At 62.8% G+C, this 20,728-nt stretch carries 18 protein-coding genes and 3 tRNA genes; 18 read left to right on the top strand and 3 right to left on the bottom strand.

Annotated features, from left to right (window positions below; genetic code table 11):
• Nucleotides 1-18 precede the first annotated feature (18 nt).
• The 9 genes from LDL32_RS06135 (at nt 19) to LDL32_RS06095 (ending at nt 8,024) form a co-directional block, all read left to right on the top strand.
• Nucleotides 19-1,314, top strand: coding sequence for a DUF445 domain-containing protein (locus LDL32_RS06135; RefSeq protein WP_233065208.1), 1,296 nt, complete (start codon nt 19-21; stop codon nt 1,312-1,314).
• Nucleotides 1,315-1,435: 121 nt separating this feature from the next.
• Entirely contained in the window at nt 1,436-1,897 is a 462-nt protein-coding gene (locus tag LDL32_RS06130; protein ID WP_233068729.1) for an SUF system Fe-S cluster assembly regulator, read from the top strand.
• 19 nt (nt 1,898-1,916) lie between these two features.
• On the top strand, nt 1,917-3,407 hold the full coding sequence (gene sufB / locus LDL32_RS06125) for a Fe-S cluster assembly protein SufB (RefSeq protein WP_233065205.1): 1,491 nt from the start codon (nt 1,917-1,919) through the stop codon (nt 3,405-3,407).
• Between the two features lie 15 nt (nt 3,408-3,422).
• Nucleotides 3,423-4,196, top strand: a complete 774-nt coding sequence (gene sufC / locus LDL32_RS06120; RefSeq protein ID WP_233065202.1) for a Fe-S cluster assembly ATPase SufC — start codon at nt 3,423-3,425, stop codon at nt 4,194-4,196.
• Nucleotides 4,193-5,467, top strand: coding sequence for a Fe-S cluster assembly protein SufD (sufD, locus tag LDL32_RS06115; RefSeq protein ID WP_233065200.1), 1,275 nt, complete (start codon nt 4,193-4,195; stop codon nt 5,465-5,467). Before sufC ends, sufD begins: the two co-directional genes overlap by 4 nt.
• Nucleotides 5,467-6,717 (top strand): cysteine desulfurase, encoded by a 1,251-nt coding sequence (locus LDL32_RS06110; protein ID WP_233065198.1) that lies wholly within the window; start codon nt 5,467-5,469, stop codon nt 6,715-6,717. Before sufD ends, LDL32_RS06110 begins: the two co-directional genes overlap by 1 nt.
• Nucleotides 6,718-6,724: 7 nt before the next feature.
• Nucleotides 6,725-7,153, top strand: coding sequence for a Fe-S cluster assembly sulfur transfer protein SufU (gene sufU / locus LDL32_RS06105; RefSeq protein ID WP_233065196.1), 429 nt, complete (start codon nt 6,725-6,727; stop codon nt 7,151-7,153).
• A gap of 7 nt (nt 7,154-7,160) precedes the next feature.
• On the top strand, nt 7,161-7,622 hold the full coding sequence (locus LDL32_RS06100) for an SUF system Fe-S cluster assembly protein (RefSeq protein ID WP_233065194.1): 462 nt from the start codon (nt 7,161-7,163) through the stop codon (nt 7,620-7,622).
• 21 nt (nt 7,623-7,643) lie between these two features.
• Nucleotides 7,644-8,024: an iron-sulfur cluster assembly accessory protein gene (locus LDL32_RS06095; RefSeq protein ID WP_233065192.1), complete on the top strand. Its 381-nt coding sequence runs from the start codon at nt 7,644-7,646 to the stop codon at nt 8,022-8,024.
• Between the two features lie 204 nt (nt 8,025-8,228).
• Here LDL32_RS06095 and LDL32_RS06090 read toward each other — a convergent pair whose 3' ends face one another.
• The 3 genes from LDL32_RS06090 to LDL32_RS06080 all read right to left on the bottom strand — a co-directional run bounded on the left by LDL32_RS06090 (nt 8,229) and on the right by LDL32_RS06080 (nt 11,749).
• The gene (locus LDL32_RS06090) at nt 8,229-9,497 is read right to left on the bottom strand and encodes a class I SAM-dependent RNA methyltransferase (RefSeq protein ID WP_233065190.1); all 1,269 of its coding nucleotides are present in this window, start codon (nt 9,495-9,497) and stop codon (nt 8,229-8,231) included.
• A 26-nt stretch (nt 9,498-9,523) separates the two neighbouring features.
• Complete coding sequence (locus LDL32_RS06085; RefSeq protein WP_233065189.1) at nt 9,524-11,086, bottom strand: DEAD/DEAH box helicase; 1,563 nt, start codon at nt 11,084-11,086, stop codon at nt 9,524-9,526.
• 210 nt (nt 11,087-11,296) lie between these two features.
• Complete coding sequence (locus tag LDL32_RS06080) at nt 11,297-11,749, bottom strand: CopD family protein (protein ID WP_233065186.1); 453 nt, start codon at nt 11,747-11,749, stop codon at nt 11,297-11,299.
• A 137-nt stretch (nt 11,750-11,886) separates the two neighbouring features.
• Here LDL32_RS06080 and LDL32_RS06075 point away from each other — a divergent pair, with 137 nt between their 5' ends.
• The 9 genes from LDL32_RS06075 to LDL32_RS06035 all read left to right on the top strand — a co-directional run bounded on the left by LDL32_RS06075 (nt 11,887) and on the right by LDL32_RS06035 (nt 20,634).
• Nucleotides 11,887-13,347: an NAD(P)H-hydrate dehydratase gene (locus LDL32_RS06075; protein WP_233065184.1), complete on the top strand. Its 1,461-nt coding sequence runs from the start codon at nt 11,887-11,889 to the stop codon at nt 13,345-13,347.
• Between the two features lie 80 nt (nt 13,348-13,427).
• Nucleotides 13,428-13,512 (top strand) — tRNA-Leu (locus LDL32_RS06070).
• 96 nt (nt 13,513-13,608) lie between these two features.
• On the top strand, nt 13,609-14,946 hold the full coding sequence (gene tig / locus LDL32_RS06065; protein ID WP_233065182.1) for a trigger factor: 1,338 nt from the start codon (nt 13,609-13,611) through the stop codon (nt 14,944-14,946).
• A 266-nt stretch (nt 14,947-15,212) separates the two neighbouring features.
• On the top strand, nt 15,213-15,848 hold the full coding sequence (locus LDL32_RS06060) for an ATP-dependent Clp protease proteolytic subunit (protein WP_233065179.1): 636 nt from the start codon (nt 15,213-15,215) through the stop codon (nt 15,846-15,848).
• A 131-nt stretch (nt 15,849-15,979) separates the two neighbouring features.
• On the top strand, nt 15,980-17,239 hold the full coding sequence (gene clpX / locus LDL32_RS06055; RefSeq protein ID WP_233065177.1) for an ATP-dependent Clp protease ATP-binding subunit ClpX: 1,260 nt from the start codon (nt 15,980-15,982) through the stop codon (nt 17,237-17,239).
• A gap of 160 nt (nt 17,240-17,399) precedes the next feature.
• Nucleotides 17,400-19,889: an endopeptidase La gene (gene lon, locus LDL32_RS06050; protein WP_233065174.1), complete on the top strand. Its 2,490-nt coding sequence runs from the start codon at nt 17,400-17,402 to the stop codon at nt 19,887-19,889.
• Between the two features lie 183 nt (nt 19,890-20,072).
• Nucleotides 20,073-20,360: an HU family DNA-binding protein gene (locus LDL32_RS06045; RefSeq protein WP_007399823.1), complete on the top strand. Its 288-nt coding sequence runs from the start codon at nt 20,073-20,075 to the stop codon at nt 20,358-20,360.
• Between the two features lie 82 nt (nt 20,361-20,442).
• Nucleotides 20,443-20,517: transfer RNA gene (locus LDL32_RS06040), tRNA-Val, on the top strand.
• Nucleotides 20,518-20,557: 40 nt separating this feature from the next.
• Nucleotides 20,558-20,634, top strand: a tRNA-Asp gene (locus LDL32_RS06035).
• Nucleotides 20,635-20,728: the final 94 nt, after the last annotated feature.

Genomic DNA, 20,728 nt, shown 5'->3' with positions numbered 1-20,728 from the left:
AATGGTATCAGGAACTTCATGAACGGTATTCCACAGACGGACCAGGACGCGCGGCGTGTGCTGGCACGCTACAAGCGGTCCGCCACGGGCCTGCTTGCTGCCATGGCGGGGCTTACGGTCGCAGGCTACGCCCTGCCGCAGATGGGCTGGCTGGCCGAGCGGCCCTGGCTCGAGATCCTGCGTTCGGGCACCAAGGCGGGGGTTGTGGGGGGGCTGGCCGACTGGTTTGCCGTGACCGCGCTGTTCCGCAGGCCGATGGGCCTGCCGATTCCGCACACCGCCATCCTTCCCGCGCAGAAGGAACGCCTGGCGCAGGCGCTGGGGCGTTTTGTCTCCAACACCGTGTTTACCGAAAAGGAAGTCGAGGCCGCCTTCGGCCGCATCGACCTGCCTTCGCTGATCGGTGGCATCCTGCAGGAGCCGGAAACGGCGGACATGGTCAGCCGCGCCGTGCTGGGCTCGATGCCGCATGTACTGGACCGGCTGGAGGACGGGCGGGCCAGTTCCGCCATAGCCGGCATGCTGCCCACCCTGCTGGGTGGTGAGGAGATCGCCCCCATCGTGACCCGCAGCCTGCGCGCGATGGTGGAAGGCGACTGCCATCAGGAGGTGCTGACCTTCCTGCTCTCGCGGCTGAAGGAAGGCATAAAGGCCAAGGAGCCGTCCCTGCGTGCGATGATCGAGGACCGCGTGCGCGAGCAGGGGGGGCGTGTGCTGGGCTGGGCCATTGGCGGTTCGATCGCCACCAAGGTGCTGCTGGCGGCCAGCCAGGAACTGGACCGCATCGACCCGCAGAATTCAGAATTGCGTGAGGGCTTTACATCCTGGGTCCGTTCCGAGATCGACCGGATCGAGCAGGACCCCGTGCGCCGGGGCGAGATTACCGATGCGGTGAAGGGGGTGCTGACCCATGACAGCGTGCGTGGCTGGAGCAGCGATGTCTGGCACCGCCTGCGCCGCCTGATCGAGGAGGACACCCGCAAGGGCGAGGCCAGCTGGGCCGCGACCCTGGTGCGCGACGCGCTGCAGCGCCTGGCGGAGCAGATGTACCATGATTCCACCATGCGCAAGCGGGTGGACGACGCCGCGCGCGGCATGGTGATGGGCAGCCTGCCATTCCTGCGCGATCGGATGTCGCGCTTTATTTACTCGGTGGTCAACGGGTGGGACGCGAACAGCCTGAGCGACCGGCTGGAGCTGCGCGTGGGCAAGGATCTGCAGTATATCCGGCTTAATGGCACGCTGGTGGGCTTTCTGGCCGGATGTGGTCTTTCCATGCTATTACAGCTGATATTCGGAACCGGGATCGGATAAGGGTATCCATGTGGCACGATTGGACTTGACGGCGCATGGCTGGTAGCCCATCTGAAACCTCAGGAAACAGTACTGTTTCGGTCCAATTAGAAAAGCCGGGCCGGATGTACGGGAGAGCATGATGCTGAAACTGTCGAAACTGACCGATTATGCCGTCGTGGCTCTGGTCCGGCTGGGGCAGAAGGAGGAGGTCACGACCTCGCCTGTCCTGTCGCGTTCGACGGGCATCCCCGAGCCGACCGTGGCGAAAGTGCTCAAGATTCTTGCCACCCAGGGTATCGTCACCTCCCAGCGTGGCGCACGTGGCGGCTACAGGCTGGCCCATCCGCTGGAAGAAATCTCGATCGCCACGGTAATCGAGGCCATTGACGGGCCCATATCGCTTACCACCTGCGTGGATGGGGGCGACTGCGATGCCCGGTCCACCTGCGGGCTGGGGGGGGAGTGGGACATGGTCAACGCGGCCATCCGCAATGCCCTGTCCGCCATCATGCTGGCCGACATGAAGAATCATACGGTGGGCGCCCGGCTGGGCGGACTGCATGCGCCGTCCGTGCCCCGTGGCCCCGTGGCCACGGCCTGAAACAGGGGAGGATAGACACATGCCGGCAGTAGCCGAAACCCGCAAGACGGTCGAAACCCTGGGTCAGAACACCTATAAATGGGGGTTCGAGACCGATATCGAGATGGATATCGCCCCCAAGGGCCTGAATGAAGAGACGATTCGCCTGATCTCGGCGCGCAAGAAAGAGCCGGAGTGGATGCTGGAATGGCGGCTCAAGGCCTACCGTTCATGGCTGGAAATGCGTGATCCGACATGGGCAAAGGTCAGTCATCCCCCCATCGACTACCAGGATATCCATTATTACGCCGCCCCGCGTAAGAAGCCCGGACCCAAGTCGCTGGACGAGGTCGACCCCGAGCTGCTGCGTACCTATGAAAAGCTGGGCATCCCGCTGCATGAGCAGGCCATGCTGGCCGGGGTGGAAATACCCGAGGGACAGGAAGCGCGGGCGCCGGTCGCGGTGGATGCGGTGTTTGACAGCGTGTCCGTCGCCACCACCTTCCGCAAGACGCTGCAGGAAGCGGGCGTGATCTTCTGCCCCATTTCCGAGGCGGTGCAAGAACATCCCGAACTGGTGCGCAAGTACCTGGGCAGCGTGGTGCCGGTTACCGACAATTTCTACGCAGCACTCAACGCCGCCGTGTTTACCGACGGTTCCTTCGTGTTCGTGCCCAAGGGCGTGCGCTGCCCGATGGAACTGTCCACCTATTTCCGCATCAATGCGCGCAATACCGGGCAGTTCGAGCGCACGCTGATCGTGGTGGAGGACGGGGGTTCCGTCTCTTACCTTGAGGGGTGCACCGCGCCGATGCGCGATGAAAACCAGCTTCATGCCGCCGTGGTCGAACTGGTGGCGATGGAAGATGCCTCGATCAAGTATTCCACCGTGCAGAACTGGTACCCCGGTGATGAAAACGGCAGGGGCGGCATCTACAATTTCGTGACCAAGCGCGGCGCGTGCCGGGGCGCGCGCTCCAAGATCTCATGGACGCAGGTGGAGACCGGGTCGGCCATTACGTGGAAGTATCCGTCCTGCATCCTGCAGGGCGAGGGATCGGTGGGGGAGTTCTATTCCGTCGCCGTGACCAACAACCACCAGCAGGCCGATACCGGTACCAAGATGATCCATATCGGGCGCAACACGCGTTCGACCATCATCGCCAAGACCATCAGCGCGGGCCAGTCCGACAGTACCTATCGCGGGCTGGTGCGGATGATGCCCAAGGCATCGGGCGGGCGCAACTTCACCCAGTGCGACAGCCTGCTGATCGGTGATCGCTGCGGGGCGCATACCGTGCCCTATATCGAAAGCCGCAACATGTCCGCACGCGTGGAGCATGAGGCGACAACCTCCAAGATATCGGAAGACCAGCTCTTCTACTGCCGCCAGCGTGGCCTGTCGGAAGAGGACGCGGTGGGCCTGATCGTGAACGGGTTCTGCAAGGACGTTCTCAAGGAACTGCCCATGGAATTCGCGGTGGAAGCCCAGAAGCTTCTGCAGATCAGCCTAGAAGGCAGCGTGGGCTAACAGGGATTGAAAAACGTGAGCAAGCAATTCGTAAGCATCAATGGCCTGTGCGCCCGGATCTCGGACGAGGGAACGCCCAAGGAAATCCTGCGCGGCGTTGACCTGGAAATCCCGGCGGGTGAGGTCCATGCCATCATGGGGCCGAACGGCTCGGGCAAGTCCACCCTGTCCTACGTGCTGGCCGGGCGTGAGGATTATGAAGTGACCGGTGGGTCCGCCACCTTCAAGGGGCAGGACCTGCTGTCGCTGGAACCCGAAGAGCGTGCGGCCCTTGGCCTGTTCCTGGCGTTCCAGACCCCTGTTGAACTGCCGGGTGTGAACAACGCCAACTTCCTGCGCACCGCCGTCAACGCCGTGCGCCGTGCGCGCGGGATGGATGAACTGGACGCCGTGGCCTTCCTGAAGGCCGTGCGCAAGGAGACGAAGCACCTGTCCATGTCGGACGAGATGCTCAAGCGCAACGTCAATGTCGGTTTTTCCGGCGGTGAGAAGAAGCGCAACGAAGTGCTGCAGATGCGTATGCTCCAGCCGTCCTTCGCCATTCTGGACGAAACGGATAGCGGGCTGGACATCGATGCCCTGCGCATTGTAGCCGAAGGCGTGAACTCCCTGCGCTCGCCCGATTTCTCGGCTCTGGTCATCACCCACCACCAGCGCCTGCTGGATTATATCGTGCCCGACCGCATCCATGTGATGGCGAAGGGGCGGATCATCCATAGCGGTGGTCCGGAACTGGCCAGGCAGCTTGAGGCACAGGGTTACGCCCAGTTCCTGTCGGAGGCGGCGTGAACGCCATCGCACCGGTCGGGGTCAATGCCTCCGCCTTTCTCGACCGGGGTGATGTGGCGGGCTGCCCGGCACGGCGCAGGGCTGCCGATTTCCTGCGCCATGAGGGCCTGCCGCGGGCTGGCGTGGAGGCATGGAAATATACCAGCCTGCGCAGCCTGGCCGGTGTCGGCTTTACCGCAGTCGCGCAGGATGCGGACCCCGCAGCGGTCGACACCCTGCTGGCGGAGGTCGAGACCATTTCCGGCCTGGGCGCCGGCGCGCCGCGCGCGGTGTTCGTCAATGGTCATTTTGATGCCGCCCGTTCACGTTTGCCTACCGGGGTAAGGGTGTCCACCTTTGCCGCTGAAGGGCGCATTGGTGACGACATCGACCCCGCCGGTGATGTCACGACCGCGCTCAATACCGTTCTGGCGCGTGACGGGCTGGTGCTGGTCGTGCCCGAAGGCGTGGATGCCGGGTGCCTGCTGCTGGCCAGCATCGGGATCACGGCGGGGGATATGCCGGCATCTTTCCACCCACGCCACCGCATCATGGTGGAGAAGGGTGGACGGCTGGCCCTGCTTGACGCTGCGGTGGGACGGGGGTTCTATCTTCATAATCCGCTCTATGACATCACGGTCGCGGAAGATGGCTACCTGTCCCATGCCCGTGTCCAGGCCGAAGGCAGAGAGGCGATCCACCTTGCCGTAAGTCACGCCCGCATCATGGCCGCGGGGCTGTATGACAGCTTTACCCTGACGCTGGGTGGCAGCCTGTCCCGGCATGAAGTGCATGCCGGGCTGGCAGCGCCAAAGGCCTGCGTGCATGTGAACGGCGCGCAGCTTCTGGGCGGGCGGCAGCATGGCGACCTGACCAGCGTGATCACGCATGCAGCACCCGACTGCATCTCGCGCCAGACAGTGAAGAACGTCCTGTCCGACCATGCGCGCGGCGTGTTCCAGGGCAAGATCCATGTGGAGCGGATTGCCCAGAAGACCGATGGCTATCAGATGAACCAGGCGCTTTTGCTGTCCGATAACGCCGAGATCGACGCCAAGCCGGAACTGGAAATCTATGCCGATGACGTGAAATGCAGCCACGGCGCCACCGTGGGCGCGCTGGATGATGACCAGATGTTCTATCTGCGCAGCCGTGGCATTGCGCAGCCGGTCGCGCGCTCCATCCTGATCCGCGCATTCCTGCATGACGTGGTGGACCAGGTGGATGACCCGCGCCTGAAGGACAGCCTCAACCTGACGGTCGAGGCATGGTGGAAGCAGGAGGTCGCCTGATGGACCAGACGGTAACCCGCCCCGGCAGGGCAGCGGAAAGCCTGCGCCATGTGCGTGATGACTTCCCGATCCTGTCGGAGAAGGTACATGGAAAGGATTTCGTGTTCCTTGACAGCGCCGCCTCCGCCCAGAAGCCCCGGCAGGTGATCGACTGCATGGCCGAGACCATGCGCACCCAGTATGCCAACATCCATCGTGGCCTGTACTGGATGAGCGAGCGCACGACCGAAGCCTATGAGGCCGTGCGGGACCAGGTGGCGAAGTTTCTGGGTGCGAATGCGCGTGAGGAAATCGTTTTCACCCGCAACAGCACCGAGGCCATCAATCTGGTCGCCCATTCCTACGGTTCGCTGCTGAAGCCGGGACAGGCGGTCGTGGTGTCGGAAATGGAGCATCACGCCAATCTCGTGCCATGGCAGATGCTGCGTGACCGCACCGGCATCGAACTGCGCGTGACCCCCATTACCGATGATGGCGCGCTGGACATGGATGCGCTGGGTCGCACCCTGTCCGATGGCAGGGTGGGGCTGGTTGCGATCACCCACATGTCCAACGTGCTGGGCACGATTACCGATGGCCGCGCCATTGCCGACATGGCGCATGCGGCGGGGGCGAAGGTGCTGTTCGATGGCAGCCAGCTTGCCGTGCACCGCCGCGTGGACATGAATGAACTGGATGCCGATTTCTATGTGGTGACCGGGCACAAGCTGTATGGCCCGACCGGCATAGGCGTGCTGTGGGCGCGGCGCGAGATACTGGAAGCCATGCCACCCTTCCTGGGTGGGGGGGACATGATCTCCACCGTGTCGTTCGAACGCTCCACCTGGGCACATGTGCCGCACAAGTTCGAGGCAGGTACCCCCGCCATCATCGAGACCATCGGGCTGGGCGCCGCCCTTGCCTATATCGAAGCCATAGGTTTCGATGCGATCAGCGCGCATGAGGATGCCCTGACCACCTACGCGCTTGAAGCGCTGGGGAATGTAGGCGGCCTGAAGGTGATCGGCACGGCACCGCAGCGTGGCGGGGTCATTTCCTTTACCATGGCCGATGTCCATCCGCACGATATCGCGACCCTGCTGGACCGCAACGGCATTGCGGTGCGCGCGGGTCATCACTGTGCCGAACCGCTCATGCGCAGGCTGGGGGTTACGGCAACCGCGCGGGCCAGCTTCGGCATCTACACCACGCCGGAGGACATCGATAAACTGGCCGCCACGCTGGAACAGATACGCGGCTTCTTTGTCTGATGGCGTGATGGCGCAGGATGATCTGTACCGCTCCGTGGTGCTGGAGCGGGCCAAACACCCCCGTTACGCAGGCAGCCTGCCGGAAGCAGACCTGCATGGTCAGGGCAGCAACCCGTTATGTGGTGACAGGGTAAAACTGCACGCCATGGTTGATACGCACGGACGGATTGCTACACTACGGCATGAGACACGGGGGTGCGCGATCTGTGTCGCTTCCGCCGATCTGATGGCCGAGCAGGTAACAGGGCAGGGGCGAACGCAGGTCAGCATGCTGCATGCGGATCTGGCCACGGCAGTCGAGACGGGCATGGCCCCGGATGGTCTGGGTGAACTCTCGGTTTTCGCGCCGCTTCACCAGCATCGTTCGCGTATTCGCTGCGCGATGCTGCCGTGGTCGGCGCTGAGTGACATGCTCAATGATGAAAAAGACAGGTGAAAGTCTCATGGACGAGAAAAATCAGGTAGCGCCTGCCAGCGGCATGGCAGAGGGAGCCGGGCATTTCTCCCTTGAGGCCGAAGGGCATGCCACGGAAAAGACCCAGCCCGTATCAGCCTGGACCCCTGACGGCGAAAAGCCGGCCGAGGGGGCTGGTGCATCCGGGGCACCGGACGAAGATACGATCATTGCCGCCATTGCTACCGTGTATGACCCGGAAATTCCGGTCAATATTTACGAACTTGGCCTGATTTACGCCATCGACCTGCATGATGATGGCACCGTGAAGGTTGAAATGACGCTGACGGCCCCCAACTGTCCCAGCGCGCAGGAACTGCCCGTACAGGTGAAGGAAGCCGTGGAAAAGATCGAGACGGTCACGTCCGCCACGGTGGAGATCGTGTGGGAACCGCCATGGGACATGTCGCGCATGAGCGAAGATGCCCGCCTTGCCCTGAACATGTTCTGAACCCAGTTAGGGGAACGTGCCATGACTGAACACAACACGCCATCCGCCACCACAACCGCCCCCCGCCGTGCGCTGCCACCGCTCCTGACCATGACGGACCGGGCTGCGCAGCGGCTGGAAAAGCTGTACCAGACCAACCATGCGGGTCATCTGCTCCGCATCGCGATTTCGACCAAGGGATGCTCGGGCCATGCCTATGACATGAGTTTCGTGGCGCAGCCCGGCCCGGGTGATGAAGTGGTGGTGGACAAAGGGGTGACCCTGCTGGTGGACCGCAAGGCGACCCTGTTCCTGATCGGCTCGGTCATGGATTATGAGGTCAGGCAGCTTGAATCCGGCTTTACCTTCAGCAACCCCAATGAAAAGGGGCGTTGTGGCTGCGGGGAAAGCTTTCACGTCTGATTGATGGATGGCGGGAGGCGCATGCCTTGCCCGATACCGACCCCAGGTAACCATCCATCAGGGACTGTTTGGAAAGACCACCCATAAATTCCAGGGAAGTTTTTTGGCGAAGTTTTTTAAAACAGCTTCATGAAATGCCGCCTTTTTAAAAAAGGCGGCACCCGGGAACTTCTCTTTTCCAACAGGTTGCCCTGGCGTGTTTGTTCAACGCCGGGGCCGGGTAGCAGGCAGCGTCAGCACGCAAACGGATTCGACCTCGGTCGACCACAGGAACTGGTCAATGACCGTCACGCTGTCCAGCCGGTAGCCCGTCTGTCGCAGCGGGGCCAGGTCGCGCTGCAGGGCCACGGGGTTGCAGCTTACATAAATGACACAACGCGGCCTGCCTGCCACGATCTGCGCTATCTGGGCACCCGCGCCCGCATGGGGCGGGTCCAGCACGACGGCGGCACTTTTTGCCAGTTCGCTGGCCATGACCGGCTGGCGGTTCAGGTCACGGAGTGCTGGCAGCACGCGCGTGCCACCGCTGGCCTGCTTCAGGCAGGCAAGTGCTGCTTTCTCGCCTTCATAGGCATGGACCTTGGCATGGGCAGCCAGGGCAAAGGACAGCGTGCCGCAGCCTGCATAGAGTTCGATAATGCCGGCTTTCAGCCCCTTGAGCGGCAATCCGGCCAGAACCGCTTCCCGTATGGCATCTTCCCCCTCCCGCGCGGGCTGGAGAAAGGCACCGGGCGGGGGAACGACACGGACACCATCGAAATGCTGGAAAACCGGTCCGGTCAGCGCCAGTGTTTCAGGCGGCTTTGCATGCAGGGATATGCGCGCAATGCCATGCGCCCGGCCGAACTGGGCCAGAATGCGCCGGTCATTCGCATCCGGCGTGCCATCCATCGTAATCAGCAGATCCGGCCCGCTATCAAGCAGGTTGATCTGTATGTCACCCCCCGCATGTACGGCGGGAAGTGAATGCAGCATGGCACGGAGCGGCGCAAGCAGGCCAAACAGACCGGGATCAAGCAGGGTGCATGCCGTCATGTCCACCACGTCGCCACGGCGGCGGTGCAGACCCAGTACAATGTCCCTGCCAACCCGCCGGAAGGCCAGATCGACGCGGCGCCTGCCATGGGGGCTGACCTGTCGGGTCTGCGGCACGGGCACGGGGTCAAAACCCGCACGGCCCAGGGCTTCGACCACCCGGCCTGCTTTCCATTCCATGATGGCGGGCAACGCCATGTGCTGCAGGCGACAGCCGCCACATGTACCGAACAGGGGGCAGGGCGGTGTTACACGCGCGGGACCGGGAGTGACGACCTGCTCCAGCGCGCCATGCGTGCCGGTCTGGCTGGTCAGCAGGATTTCATCCCCCGGCACGGTGCCGGATACGAATATCCGCCCCGTCGGGGTCTGGGCAATGCCATCCCCGTCATTGCCGAGCGCCACCACGGGAATGGCATCGGCCACTACGTTTTCCATGACTGTGATCGCCTGACGGATTCGGCTTATTCGTCAGCCGTGATAACGGGCTTTTCCCGGCGGGGCAGACGCATGAAGGCAGGCATGTCCTCGCCAAATCCGGTCGTGGGCTGGTCGGCGGCGGCGGGCAGCAGGCCTGTGTCACGTTCACGCCGTGGCGGCGTGGTGGAAGCAGGCGGCTGCGGGTTTGCCGCCCTGCGGGCGCGACGCGGCGCTTCCTCGGCCGGTTGCCTGGCCGGGGTGGCTGCGGGCTGCTGCGTGGTCTCCGCGTTGGCTTTGCGGGACTTGCGGCGGCCATTCGCGGCACGCGGCTCATCGGACCATTCCAGATTATCCACGCCTTTGACCTCGATTCTCGGGATGGGCTTGCCCGTCAGTTTCTCGATCGCCTGTGCCAGAGCTTCTTCATCGGGGGTGGCAAGGCTGTAGGCGTGGCCGGTGCGGCCCGCGCGGCCGGTCCGGCCAATCCGGTGGACATAGTCCTCGGCATGGAATGGCAGGTCGAAATTGAACACGTGCGACAGGCCGCCAATATCGATCCCGCGCGCCGCGATATCCGAGCAGACCAGAATTTTCAGTTCCCCGCTCTTGAAAGCCTCAAGGGTGGAGAAGCGCAGGGACTGCGCCAGGTCACCGTGCAGCGCACCGGCGGAAAAACCATGCTTGATCAGGGATTTGCACAGCACGTCCACATCGCGCTTGCGGTTGCAGAACACAATGGCGTTCTGCATGTCCGACTCACGCAGGAGCTTGCGCAGCGCACGGCGCTTGTCCTTGGCATCGACAATGGCAAGTCCGGTCTCGATGGTGGACGCGACGGAGGACGGACGGCTGACCGTGATCTCCTTCGGGTTGCGCAGGAACGCATCGGCCAGGCGGCGGATCTCTGGCGCCATGGTGGCGGAGAAGAACAGCGTCTGGCGCAGCGGCGAGAGCATGCTCACGATCTTCTCGATATCGGGGATGAACCCCATGTCGAGCATGCGGTCGGCTTCATCGATCACCAGCAGCTTTGTCTGGGTCAGCAGCAGGCCACCGCGTTCGAACAGGTCGATCAGGCGGCCCGGGGTCGCGATCAGCACGTCGACGCCGCGGTTGAGCACTTCCTTCTGCTCGGCCATGCTCTCGCCACCGATCAGCAGCGCGTGGGTCAGCTTGAGGTGCTTGCCGTAGTTCACGAAGTTCTCGGCCACCTGCAGCGCCAGTTCGCGTGTCGGCTCAAGGATAAGCGAACGCGGCATGCGCGCGCGGGCCCGCGAACCCTGCAGGATTTCAAGCATCGGCAGGGTGAAGGATGCGGTCTTGCCCGTGCCCGTCTGGGCGACCCCCAGCACATCGCGACCCATCAGCACATACGGAATGGCCTGGGCCTGGATGGGGGTGGGATGACGGTATCCCATCTCGTCAATCGCGCGCTGGATGGGTTCGGACAGGCCAAGTTCGGAAAACAGGGGCTGCGCCTGTTCTGCTTCCCCCCCGGGATCTGGCGTATCGGCAGGGGCGGCCCCGTCCGTGCTGGCGGCGGGGGATGCGGTCACCGCCTTCTTTGCGGGACGTGCCGGGGCGGGGGAAGTTTTTTTGGCGCTCAAATTACTCTCGAACGTATTAGCAGGTGAATATGGCCCCGTCCGATTGCCACCGTGTCGCGCTGTATCAGGCTGCCGTCCCTGATGTACCTGCAGCAATGCAGGGAAGGGGAGTGTGACACGCAGGGATACACCCCTCAAGCGCCACATTCCCTGTGCCTATCCATCTTTGCAATGGAAATCAAGGGGGCGTGAGGGTACACGCCCGCAATTTCAGAACGGGTGTGCCAGGCAGGCGGTCAGGATGGTCAGCACGCCCAGCCCGATGTTGACCAGCACCAGCGAACGGATCGAGTCGAACATGCCCGGCTTGGGGCGCAGCGCGCGGCGGGCCTTCTGGTAGGGACCGAAATAGATGCGCGCGAATACGCCAGCCATGATCAGGCCGAAAAGCTGCATGAGGTTGATCGGCCATGGCACGACCGCGAAGCCGCCGTCATGATAGATCAGCAGCCATCCGCTCACCAGCACCATGGGCATGGTATGCCAGACGATGCGGAAGAAGCGGTTCAGGGTCTGGAGATGGATCGAGGCGCGTTGTGTCGGGTCCAGCAGCCCCAGGCTGGGCTTGAGCACGAAGGCCGCATAGATCATGCCGCCAACCCAGGCCGCCATGGCTGTAATATGAAGGGCGAGCACAAGGCTCCAGACAATGGATGGGGACATGAAGCCTCCTTGCGGGGGTAAGTGATTAAGGAAAGTGGTCGTGGTGCCAAAGGCAGGATACGGGATGCTTGTTTCCCTATTCCTGTATCATGCGCAAGGGCACTGACGCAGCCAAAGTTGCCGGAAAGGGGGCTGACATGCCTGAGAACCAACCTGATCGCGCCATTGCGCGCCACCTGCTGCTGCCCGCGCCGGACGAGATGGGGCGCATCGACGCCGCTGCCGCCCGCGTCGTGCCGGTGGCGACACTTATGGAAAATGCGGGCCGCGCCGTGGCGCGCGCCATACGCCGCCATACCCGCCCGTGCCGGGTGCTGGTGCTGTGCGGGCCGGGCAATAATGGCGGGGATGGCTATGTGGCCGCACGCAGGCTGGCGGAGCAGGGGTGGCCGGTCTCCGTCGCCATGCTGGCGGCCCCCCGCCCGGGTGGGGACGCGGCAGCCGCCGCGGCACTGTGGCACGGTCCCGTCGTGCCCTTCACGCCGGATGCCGCCCGCCGCTTCGACCTGGTGGTCGATGGCGTGTTCGGCGCGGGGCTGAGCCGGGATGTGGGGGCGGATATCGCGGCGGTGCTCGATGCGGCGCCCCGGCTGGTCGCCATTGACATGCCAACGGGTGTGGACGGGGCGACCGGTGCGGTCCGGGGGCATGCGGCGCAGGCTGAACTGACGGTCACGTTCTGCCGCCTCAAGCCCGGTCACCTGCTCCTGCCGGGGCGTACCCTGTGCGGGCAGGTGGTGCTGGCGGATATCGGCATACCGGAATCCGCCGTGGAGTCCGTCCCGATTCGGGCATGGCGCAACGAGCCGGGCCTGTGGCGCACCCCGGCCTGTGGCGTGAACAGCTATAAATACAGTCGCGGGGTGGTCAGCATCTGTGGCGGGCGGGACATGCCCGGCGCGGCGCGCCTTTCCGCTGGCGGTGCGCGGGCGGCGGGAGCGGGTCTGGTCAGGCTGGCGGTGGGGGACAGCGCCGAAGTCTACCGCATGACCGCGCCACCCGGCCTGATCGTGGATTCCGAACCGCTGGACAGGCTCCTGGAGGATTCGCGCCGTCATGTATGGGTCTGCGGTCCGGGCCTGTCGGTGGCGGAGGTCGCGCAGACCTTTCCCGCGCTGCTGAAGGCGGGCCGGGACGTGATTGCCGATGCCGGGGCCTTCACCATGGCAGCCGGTGCGCCGGAGCGTCTGGCGGGGGCAGCCATCATCACACCCCATATCGGCGAGTTCTCGCGCGTGTTCGGCAGGCCGGGTCCGGACCGGCTTGCTGCCGCGCGTGCGGCCGCCGTGCGTACCGGGGCGGTCACCGTGCTGAAGGGGCCCGATACCATCATTGCAAGCCCGGACGGACGCGTTGCGATTAACGACCACGCCACCCCCATGCTGGGCACGGCGGGATCGGGCGATACGCTGACGGGGATCATCGCGGCGCTGCTGGCCGCCGGCATGCCCCGGTGGGATGCGGCCTGCGCCGGAGTGTGGCTGCATGGTGACGCGGCGCTGCATGCCGGGGCGTGGCCGGTCGCCGAGGCATTCGATCTTCATGTAGGCGATGCGCGGGCACGGGCGGAGGTGCTGGCGCAAAAAGTTTTCGGCTGAAAACGCCATTCCTGCGCCGGGGGACCTTGCCCCATGGCAAATGGTGCGCTAAAGCCGCGCGCTTACAGCCTGGGCACTGTGCGGGCGTGGTGGAATTGGCAGACACGCCAGATTTAGGTTCTGGTGACGCAAGTCGTGGGGGTTCAAGTCCCTCCGCCCGTACCAAGATACCCGGCAAGTCGCGTTATGCGAACAGACGTGGTGGCCCAAGCGGCCTCTTGCGTTCTTTGACACGTTCTGACCGAGAGGATGGCCTGGCAGATGCAGGTTACTGAAACGCTTTCCGATGGCCTGAAGCGCGGGTTTACCGTTACGGTGCCTGCCGCAGAAATCGAGAGCAAGCGCACCGCGCGCCTGAAAGAAGTTGGACAGTCCATGAAGCTGCCGGGCTTCCGCCCCGGAAAGGTGCCGATGAGCATCCTGCAGCAGCGTTTTGGCGAATCCGTCCAGGGCGAGGTTCTGGAGCAGGTGGTCAGCGATGCGACCCGCACCCTGCTGGACGAGCGTGGCCTGCGTCCTGCCATGCAGCCCCAGGTTGACCTGGTCTCCGGCAGCGAGCCGGGCAGCAAGGAAGACCTGGTTTTCACGGTTGCGTTCGAACTCCTGCCTGAAATCGCCATTCCCGACCTGTCCACCCTGTCGCTCGTGCGCCTCAAGTCCGAGGTCAATGCCGAGACGGTGGACAAGGCGCTGCAGGAAATCGCAGGCCGCCAGCGCGAATTCGAGAAGATCGAGGAAGACCGCCCCGCAGCCGATGGCGACGTGGTGACGGTGGACTTCGTTGGCAAGATCGACGGCACGGCTTTTGAGGGCGGTTCCGCCGACGACGTGAATGTCGAACTGGGCGGTGCCGGCTTCATCCCCGGTTTTGCCGAGCAGATCGTGGGCATGAAGGTCGGTGACGAAAAGGTGATCACCGTAACCTTCCCTGCCGATTACGGCGCGGAGCACCTGGCGGGCAAGGAAGCCAACTTCGACATCAAGGTCAAGGAGCTCAAGCGCCCGGTTGATGCCAAGATCGACGATGACCTGGCCAAGAAGCTGGGCTTCGAGGGGCTGGAGCAGGTGCGTGAACTGATCTCCAAGCAGGTCGGTCAGGAATACGAGCAGCTTTCCCGCCTGCGCCTGAAGCGCGAACTGCTGGACAAGCTGGCGGAAAAGACCGATTTCGAAGCCCCTCCGGGCATGGTCGATGCCGAGTTCAGCCAGATCTGGAACCGCATCGAGGAAGACCGCAAGGCCGGTCGCCTGGATGAGGAAGACAAGGACAAGGACGAGGACACGCTGCGCGCCGACTATCGCAAGATTGCCGAACGCCGCGTGAAGCTGGGCCTGCTGCTGGCCGAAATCGGCCGGGTGAACAACATCACCGTGACGCAGGACGAAATCGTGCACGCCGTGCGCGCCGAAGCCTCGCGCTACCCCGGCCAGGAACAGGCCGTGTTCGAATATTTCTCCAAGAACCCGCAGGCGGTTGACGGGCTGCGCGGCCCGATCTTCGAGAACAAGGTCATCGACTATATCGTCGAACTGGCCAAGGTCGAGGACAAGGACGTGACGCCGGAAGAACTGGCCGAAATGCCGGAAGCTGACGTCTGATCCGCATTCGGAGCATAGGTGGCGCATGCGGCGCGCGGAAGGGCTCCTTCCGTGCGCCGTATGTGTTTGCGGGCAGGCGCACAGGCATGGTTTGTCACCCCGTTCGTGGCAAAATGACAGGGATGGGGTGGTATCTGGCGTGTTTGTCTCTATTTTGTCATAAGTAACCGGGAAGGGTCCGGCTGCGTCGTGGCTGTCCGTGCGTCTTGCGCCGGGCAGCGTGCGCGGGGCATGCGCCCTTGCCTTTCAGGATCGGGAATATGGCTATGAGGGATCGGGATCCCGTAGAGATCTTCAATAACGCTCTGGTACCCATGGTGGTTGAACAGACCTCCCGCGGGGAACGGGCATTCGACATCTATTCCCGCCTTCTGCAGGAACGGATCATTTTTCTGACCGGGCCGGTCTATGATCAGGTCTCGGCCGTGGTGTCGGCACAGCTGCTTTATCTGGAAAGCGTGAACCCGACGAAGGAAATCTCGTTCTACATCAACAGCCCCGGTGGCGTGGTGTCGGCCGGGCTCGCGATTTACGATACCATGCAGTACATCCGCTCGCCCGTCAGCACGGTGTGCATCGGGCAGGCGGCCTCCATGGGGTCGCTGCTGCTGGCCGGCGGGGAGAAGGGGCGGCGTTTCGCCCTGCCCAATTCCCGCGTGATGGTGCACCAGCCTTCGGGCGGGGCGCAGGGACAGGCCAGCGACATCGAGATCCAGGCCCAGGAAATCCTGACCATCCGCAAGCGCCTGAACGAAATCTACAACGAGCACACCGGCCGTACGCTTGAGGAAATCGAGCAGAAGCTGGAGCGCGACAGCTACATGTCGGCGGAGGAAGCGCAGGCATTCGGCATTGTGGATGAAGTGGTCCGTCGTAACGTTGCGTCAAAGCCTGCTGAGTAATCTGCACCGGGGAGCATGCGCGCAGGTGTGCTCCCCGCCCCCGTGGGGCGTTGTCATCTGCGGCGTGCCGGGATGTGGCTGTCCGGTCGCAAGGTATGGAGAAGTTCCCCCTGGCGGGAATAGGAGCGGTTATGAATAACAAATCCGGCGATTCCAAAAATACGCTTTACTGCTCGTTCTGCGGCAAGTCGCAGCATGAGGTCCGCAAACTGATCGCCGGTCCCACCGTGTTCATTTGCGATGAATGCGTCGAATTGTGCATGGACATCATCCGTGAGGAACACAAGACGCATCTGGTCAAATCGCGCGATGGCGTGCCGACCCCGCGTGAGATCTGCAAGATCCTGGATGACTACGTGATCGGCCAGGCCCATGCGAAAAAGGTGCTGTCGGTGGCCGTGCACAACCACTACAAGCGCCTGGCCCATGCCCAGAAGAACAGTGATGTCGAGATTGCAAAATCCAACATCATGCTGCTTGGCCCCACGGGTTCGGGCAAGACGCTGCTGGCCCAGACCCTTGCCCGCATCCTTGACGTGCCCTTCACCATGGCCGACGCCACGACCCTGACCGAGGCGGGGTATGTGGGCGAGGACGTGGAGAACATCATCCTCAAGCTGCTGCAGGCGGCGGATTACAATGTGGAGAAGGCCCAGCGCGGCATTGTCTACATTGACGAGATCGACAAGATTTCCCGCAAGTCGGACAATCCCTCCATCACCCGTGACGTCAGTGGCGAGGGCGTGCAGCAGGCGCTGCTCAAGATCATGGAAGGCACCGTTGCCTCCGTGCCGCCGCAGGGCGGGCGCAAGCACCCGCAGCAGGAATTCCTGCAGGTCGATACCACCAACATGCTGTTCATCTGCGGTGGTGCGTTCGCGGGGCTGGACAAGATCATCAGCGCGCGTGGCAAGGGGTCGGGCATCGGGTTCGGTGCGGATGTGCAGTCACCCGAGGAGCGGCGCATGGGCGCCGTGCTGCGTGACGTGGAGCCCGAGGACCTGCTGAAATTCGGCCTGATCCCCGAGTTCATCGGCCGCCTGCCGGTTGTGGCCACGCTGGAGGATCTGGATGAGGCGGCCCTGATCGAGATCCTGACCAAGCCCAAGAATGCGCTGGTCAAGCAGTATGCCCGCCTGTTCCAGATGGAAGAGGTGCAGCTGACCTTTACCGAGGATGCGCTGCGCCAGATCGCCCAGCGTGCCATCGCACGGCGCACCGGCGCGCGTGGCCTGCGCGCGATACTGGAGAGCATCCTGCTTTCGACCATGTTCGACCTGCCCGGCCTGAAAAATGTCGAGGAAGTCGTGGTCAACAAGGAAGTGGCCGAGGGCAAGGCCCAGCCTGTCTATGTGTACGGCAAGAACGAGCCGGCCGAACAGTCTGCCTGAGCGCAGGCACCGGATTCGCATCGAATTGTCACCGCCGGACTTGTGATGGTGGGGCGTCGTGACAACATGAAGTGAAGTTGTCGCACATGCGGCGCAACGGATGGGCAGGCCAGATGCTGGGTGCCCGTCCGGGATCGTCCATCAGGAGGTCAAAAACAATATGTCAAAAACGGACAGACTGAACCCCGTGCCGGAAGGGACGGAAACCATGGATAACAAGACGGCCGCCACCCCCATCGTGGCCACGCGTGATCCGCAGGAAGCCGAAGGCGGCCACGACACCATCGCCGTGCTGCCGCTGCGCGATATTGTCGTCTTCCCGCACATGATCGTGCCGCTGTTCGTGGGGCGTGAGAAATCCGTCCGCGCGCTGGAAGCGGTGACGCGCAGCGACAAGCAGATCCTGCTGGTGGCGCAGAAGAACGCGGCGCAGGATGATCCCGCGCCCGAGGACATCTACCGCTACGGCACGGTATCCACGATCCTGCAGTTGCTCAAGCTGCCCGATGGCACGGTGAAGGTGCTGGTCGAAGGCGGCCGTCGTGCCCACATCACCGCCCTGCATGAAGTCGATGGCCATTTCGAGGCCGAGATTGAGGACGTGCCGGAGCAGGAAACCGATGGCAAGGAAGCCGAGGCCATCGGCCGCACGCTGATCGGCCAGTTCGAGCAGTACATCAAGCTGAACAAGAAGATCGCGCCAGAGGTGCTGGTCTCGCTCAACCAGATTGATGACCTGTCCAAGCTTGCGGACACCATTGCCAGCCACCTGAACCTGAAGATTCCCGAAAAGCAGGAAATCCTTGAAATCCAGGACGTGAATGCGCGTCTGGAGCGGGTTTTCGCGCATATGGAAGCCGAGATCGGCGTACTTCAGGTGGAAAAGCGCATCCGCAACCGCGTGAAGCGGCAGATGGAAAAGACGCAGCGCGAGTACTATCTGAACGAGCAGCTCAAGGCGATCCAGAAGGAACTGGGCGAAGGCGAGGACGGCAAGGACGAGACCGCCGAACTTGAGGAAAAGATTGCCCGGACCAAGCTGAGCAAGGAAGCGCGTGAGAAAGCGGTGGCCGAGCTGAAAAAGCTGCGGACCATGAGCCCGATGTCCGCCGAATCGACAGTGGTGCGCAACTATCTCGACTGGATTCTGGGAATCCCGTGGAAAAAGCGCTCCAAGGTCCGCCATGACCTGTCCGAAGCCCAGAAGGTGCTTGATACCGACCATTACGGTCTGGAGAAGGTCAAGGAACGCATCATCGAGTATCTGGCCGTGCAGAGTCGCGCGCAGAAGCTCAAGGGCCCGATCCTGTGCCTTGTAGGGCCGCCGGGTGTTGGCAAGACCTCGCTGGCCAAGTCCATCGCCAAGGCGACGGGGCGGCAGTATGTCCGCATGTCGCTTGGTGGCATGCGCGACGAGGCCGAGATCCGTGGCCATCGCCGCACTTATATCGGCTCCATGCCCGGCAAGATCATCCAGGGGATGAAGAAGGCCAAGACGTCCAACCCGCTGTTCCTGCTGGACGAGATCGACAAGCTGGGTGCGGACTGGCGCGGTGATCCGTCTTCCGCCCTGCTGGAAGTGCTGGACCCGGAGCAGAATTCCACCTTTGGCGACCACTATCTGGAGGTCGATTACGATCTGTCGGACGTGATGTTCATCACCACGGCCAACAGCCTGAACATGCCCCAGCCGCTGCTGGACCGCATGGAGATCATCCGCCTGTCCGGCTATACCGAGGACGAGAAGGTCGAGATAGCCAAGCGCCACCTGCTGACCAAGCAGACGGAGGCCAACAACCTCAAGCCGGGTGAATGGTCGGTATCGGATGATGCCCTGCGCGAACTGATCCGCAGCTACACGCGCGAAGCGGGTGTGCGTAACCTGGAGCGTGAAATCGCGACCCTTGCGCGCAAGGCCGTGACCGAAATCGTGACCGGCAAGGCGAAGACCGTGGCGATCACGGCTGAAAACCTTGAGAAATACGCTGGCGTGAAGCGCTTCCGTCATGGCGAGACCGAGTCGGAAGACATGATCGGAGTCGTGACCGGGCTGGCATGGACCGAGGTGGGGGGAGAAATCCTGACCATCGAAAGTGTGATGGTGCCCGGCAAGGGGAACATCAAGCTGACCGGCAAGCTGGGCGACGTGATGAAGGAGAGTGTTGCCGCGGCCCTGTCCTATGTCCGCAGCCGCGCCGTGACGTTTGGCATCAGCCCCGACCTGTTTGAAAAGCGTGACCTGCACGTGCATGTGCCCGAGGGGGCAACGCCGAAGGATGGTCCGTCCGCGGGCATTGCCATGGCGACATCCATCGTGAGCGTGATGACGGGCATCCCCGTGCGCCGGGACGTGGGCATGACGGGCGAGATCACCCTGCGTGGGCGCGTGCTGCCCATTGGTGGCCTGAAGGAAAAGCTGCTGGCGGCCCACAGAGCGGGGCTGACGACCATCTTCATCCCGAAGGACAACGAGAAGGACCTGGTGGATATTCCCGATGTCGTGAAATCCGCCTTGACCATCCTGCCCGTTGCGCATGTGGATGAGGTGATTGGCCAGGCACTGGTGCACAAGCCCGAGCCGATCGAATGGACGGAACCGGTTACACCGCCGGCAACGGAAGGCAAGGCCACCCCGGCATTGACCCACTGACCACCGTATGGGGAAGGTGCTGGGTCGCAAAATTGTCATGATGAGGGGGAATGACGGATTTTCTCGGTCATTCCCCGAATTCTGTCGGTTGACGTGAGAAAAAACAGCGGCATAGTGCGTGCAGAAATGCGGCGCGACTTTTGAACGATTTGCGTGGGCGCACAGTATAAAGAAAGGCGTAAAATGGAGAAGCCACTTAACAAGCAGGAACTCGTCGCTGCTGTAGCCGAGGAAGCCGATCTGGCCAAGGCGAAGGCTGGCGAAGTGGTTGATGCGGTTTTCGGTGCGATTGAAAAGGCCCTGGCCAGCAAGCAGGAAGTCCGTCTGGTTGGTTTCGGTACGTTCGTGACCGCAACCCGCAAGGCAGCCAAGGGGCGCAATCCCCGTACGGGTGAACCGCTGGATATTCCGGCTTCCACGTCCGTGCGCTTCAAGCCCGGCAAGAACCTGAAGGAAGCGGTCAGCAAGTAAGACCGTTTTCCATCGGGAAAAAAAGAAGGGGCAATCCATTTTTTGGGTTGCCCCTTTTTTTGCAATCCCTTAGTAGGGTCGCGGGCGATTAGCTTAGCGGTAGAGCATCTCGTTTACACCGAGAGGGTCGGCGGTTCGATCCCGTCATCGCCCACCATATGTTTCCTGGCCTCCCTGAAGGCAGGAACATGCACCACGCGGGTGTAGCTCAGTTGGTTAGAGCGCCGGCCTGTCACGCCGGAGGTCGCGGGTTCGAGCCCCGTCACTCGCGCCATCATGGCACGACAGGTGCCACACAGGTCATGATGCCAGATGCCCGCGCACTGGCATTTTTTTGTGCCCGGTCCACACGAAAAAAATGAGAACAA

The organism is Komagataeibacter sp. FNDCF1, assembly GCF_021295335.1.
GTDB lineage: Bacteria > Pseudomonadota > Alphaproteobacteria > Acetobacterales > Acetobacteraceae > Komagataeibacter.
Note: the sequence above shows the minus strand (reverse complement) of the source record. Positions and strands in the feature narration are given on the sequence as shown.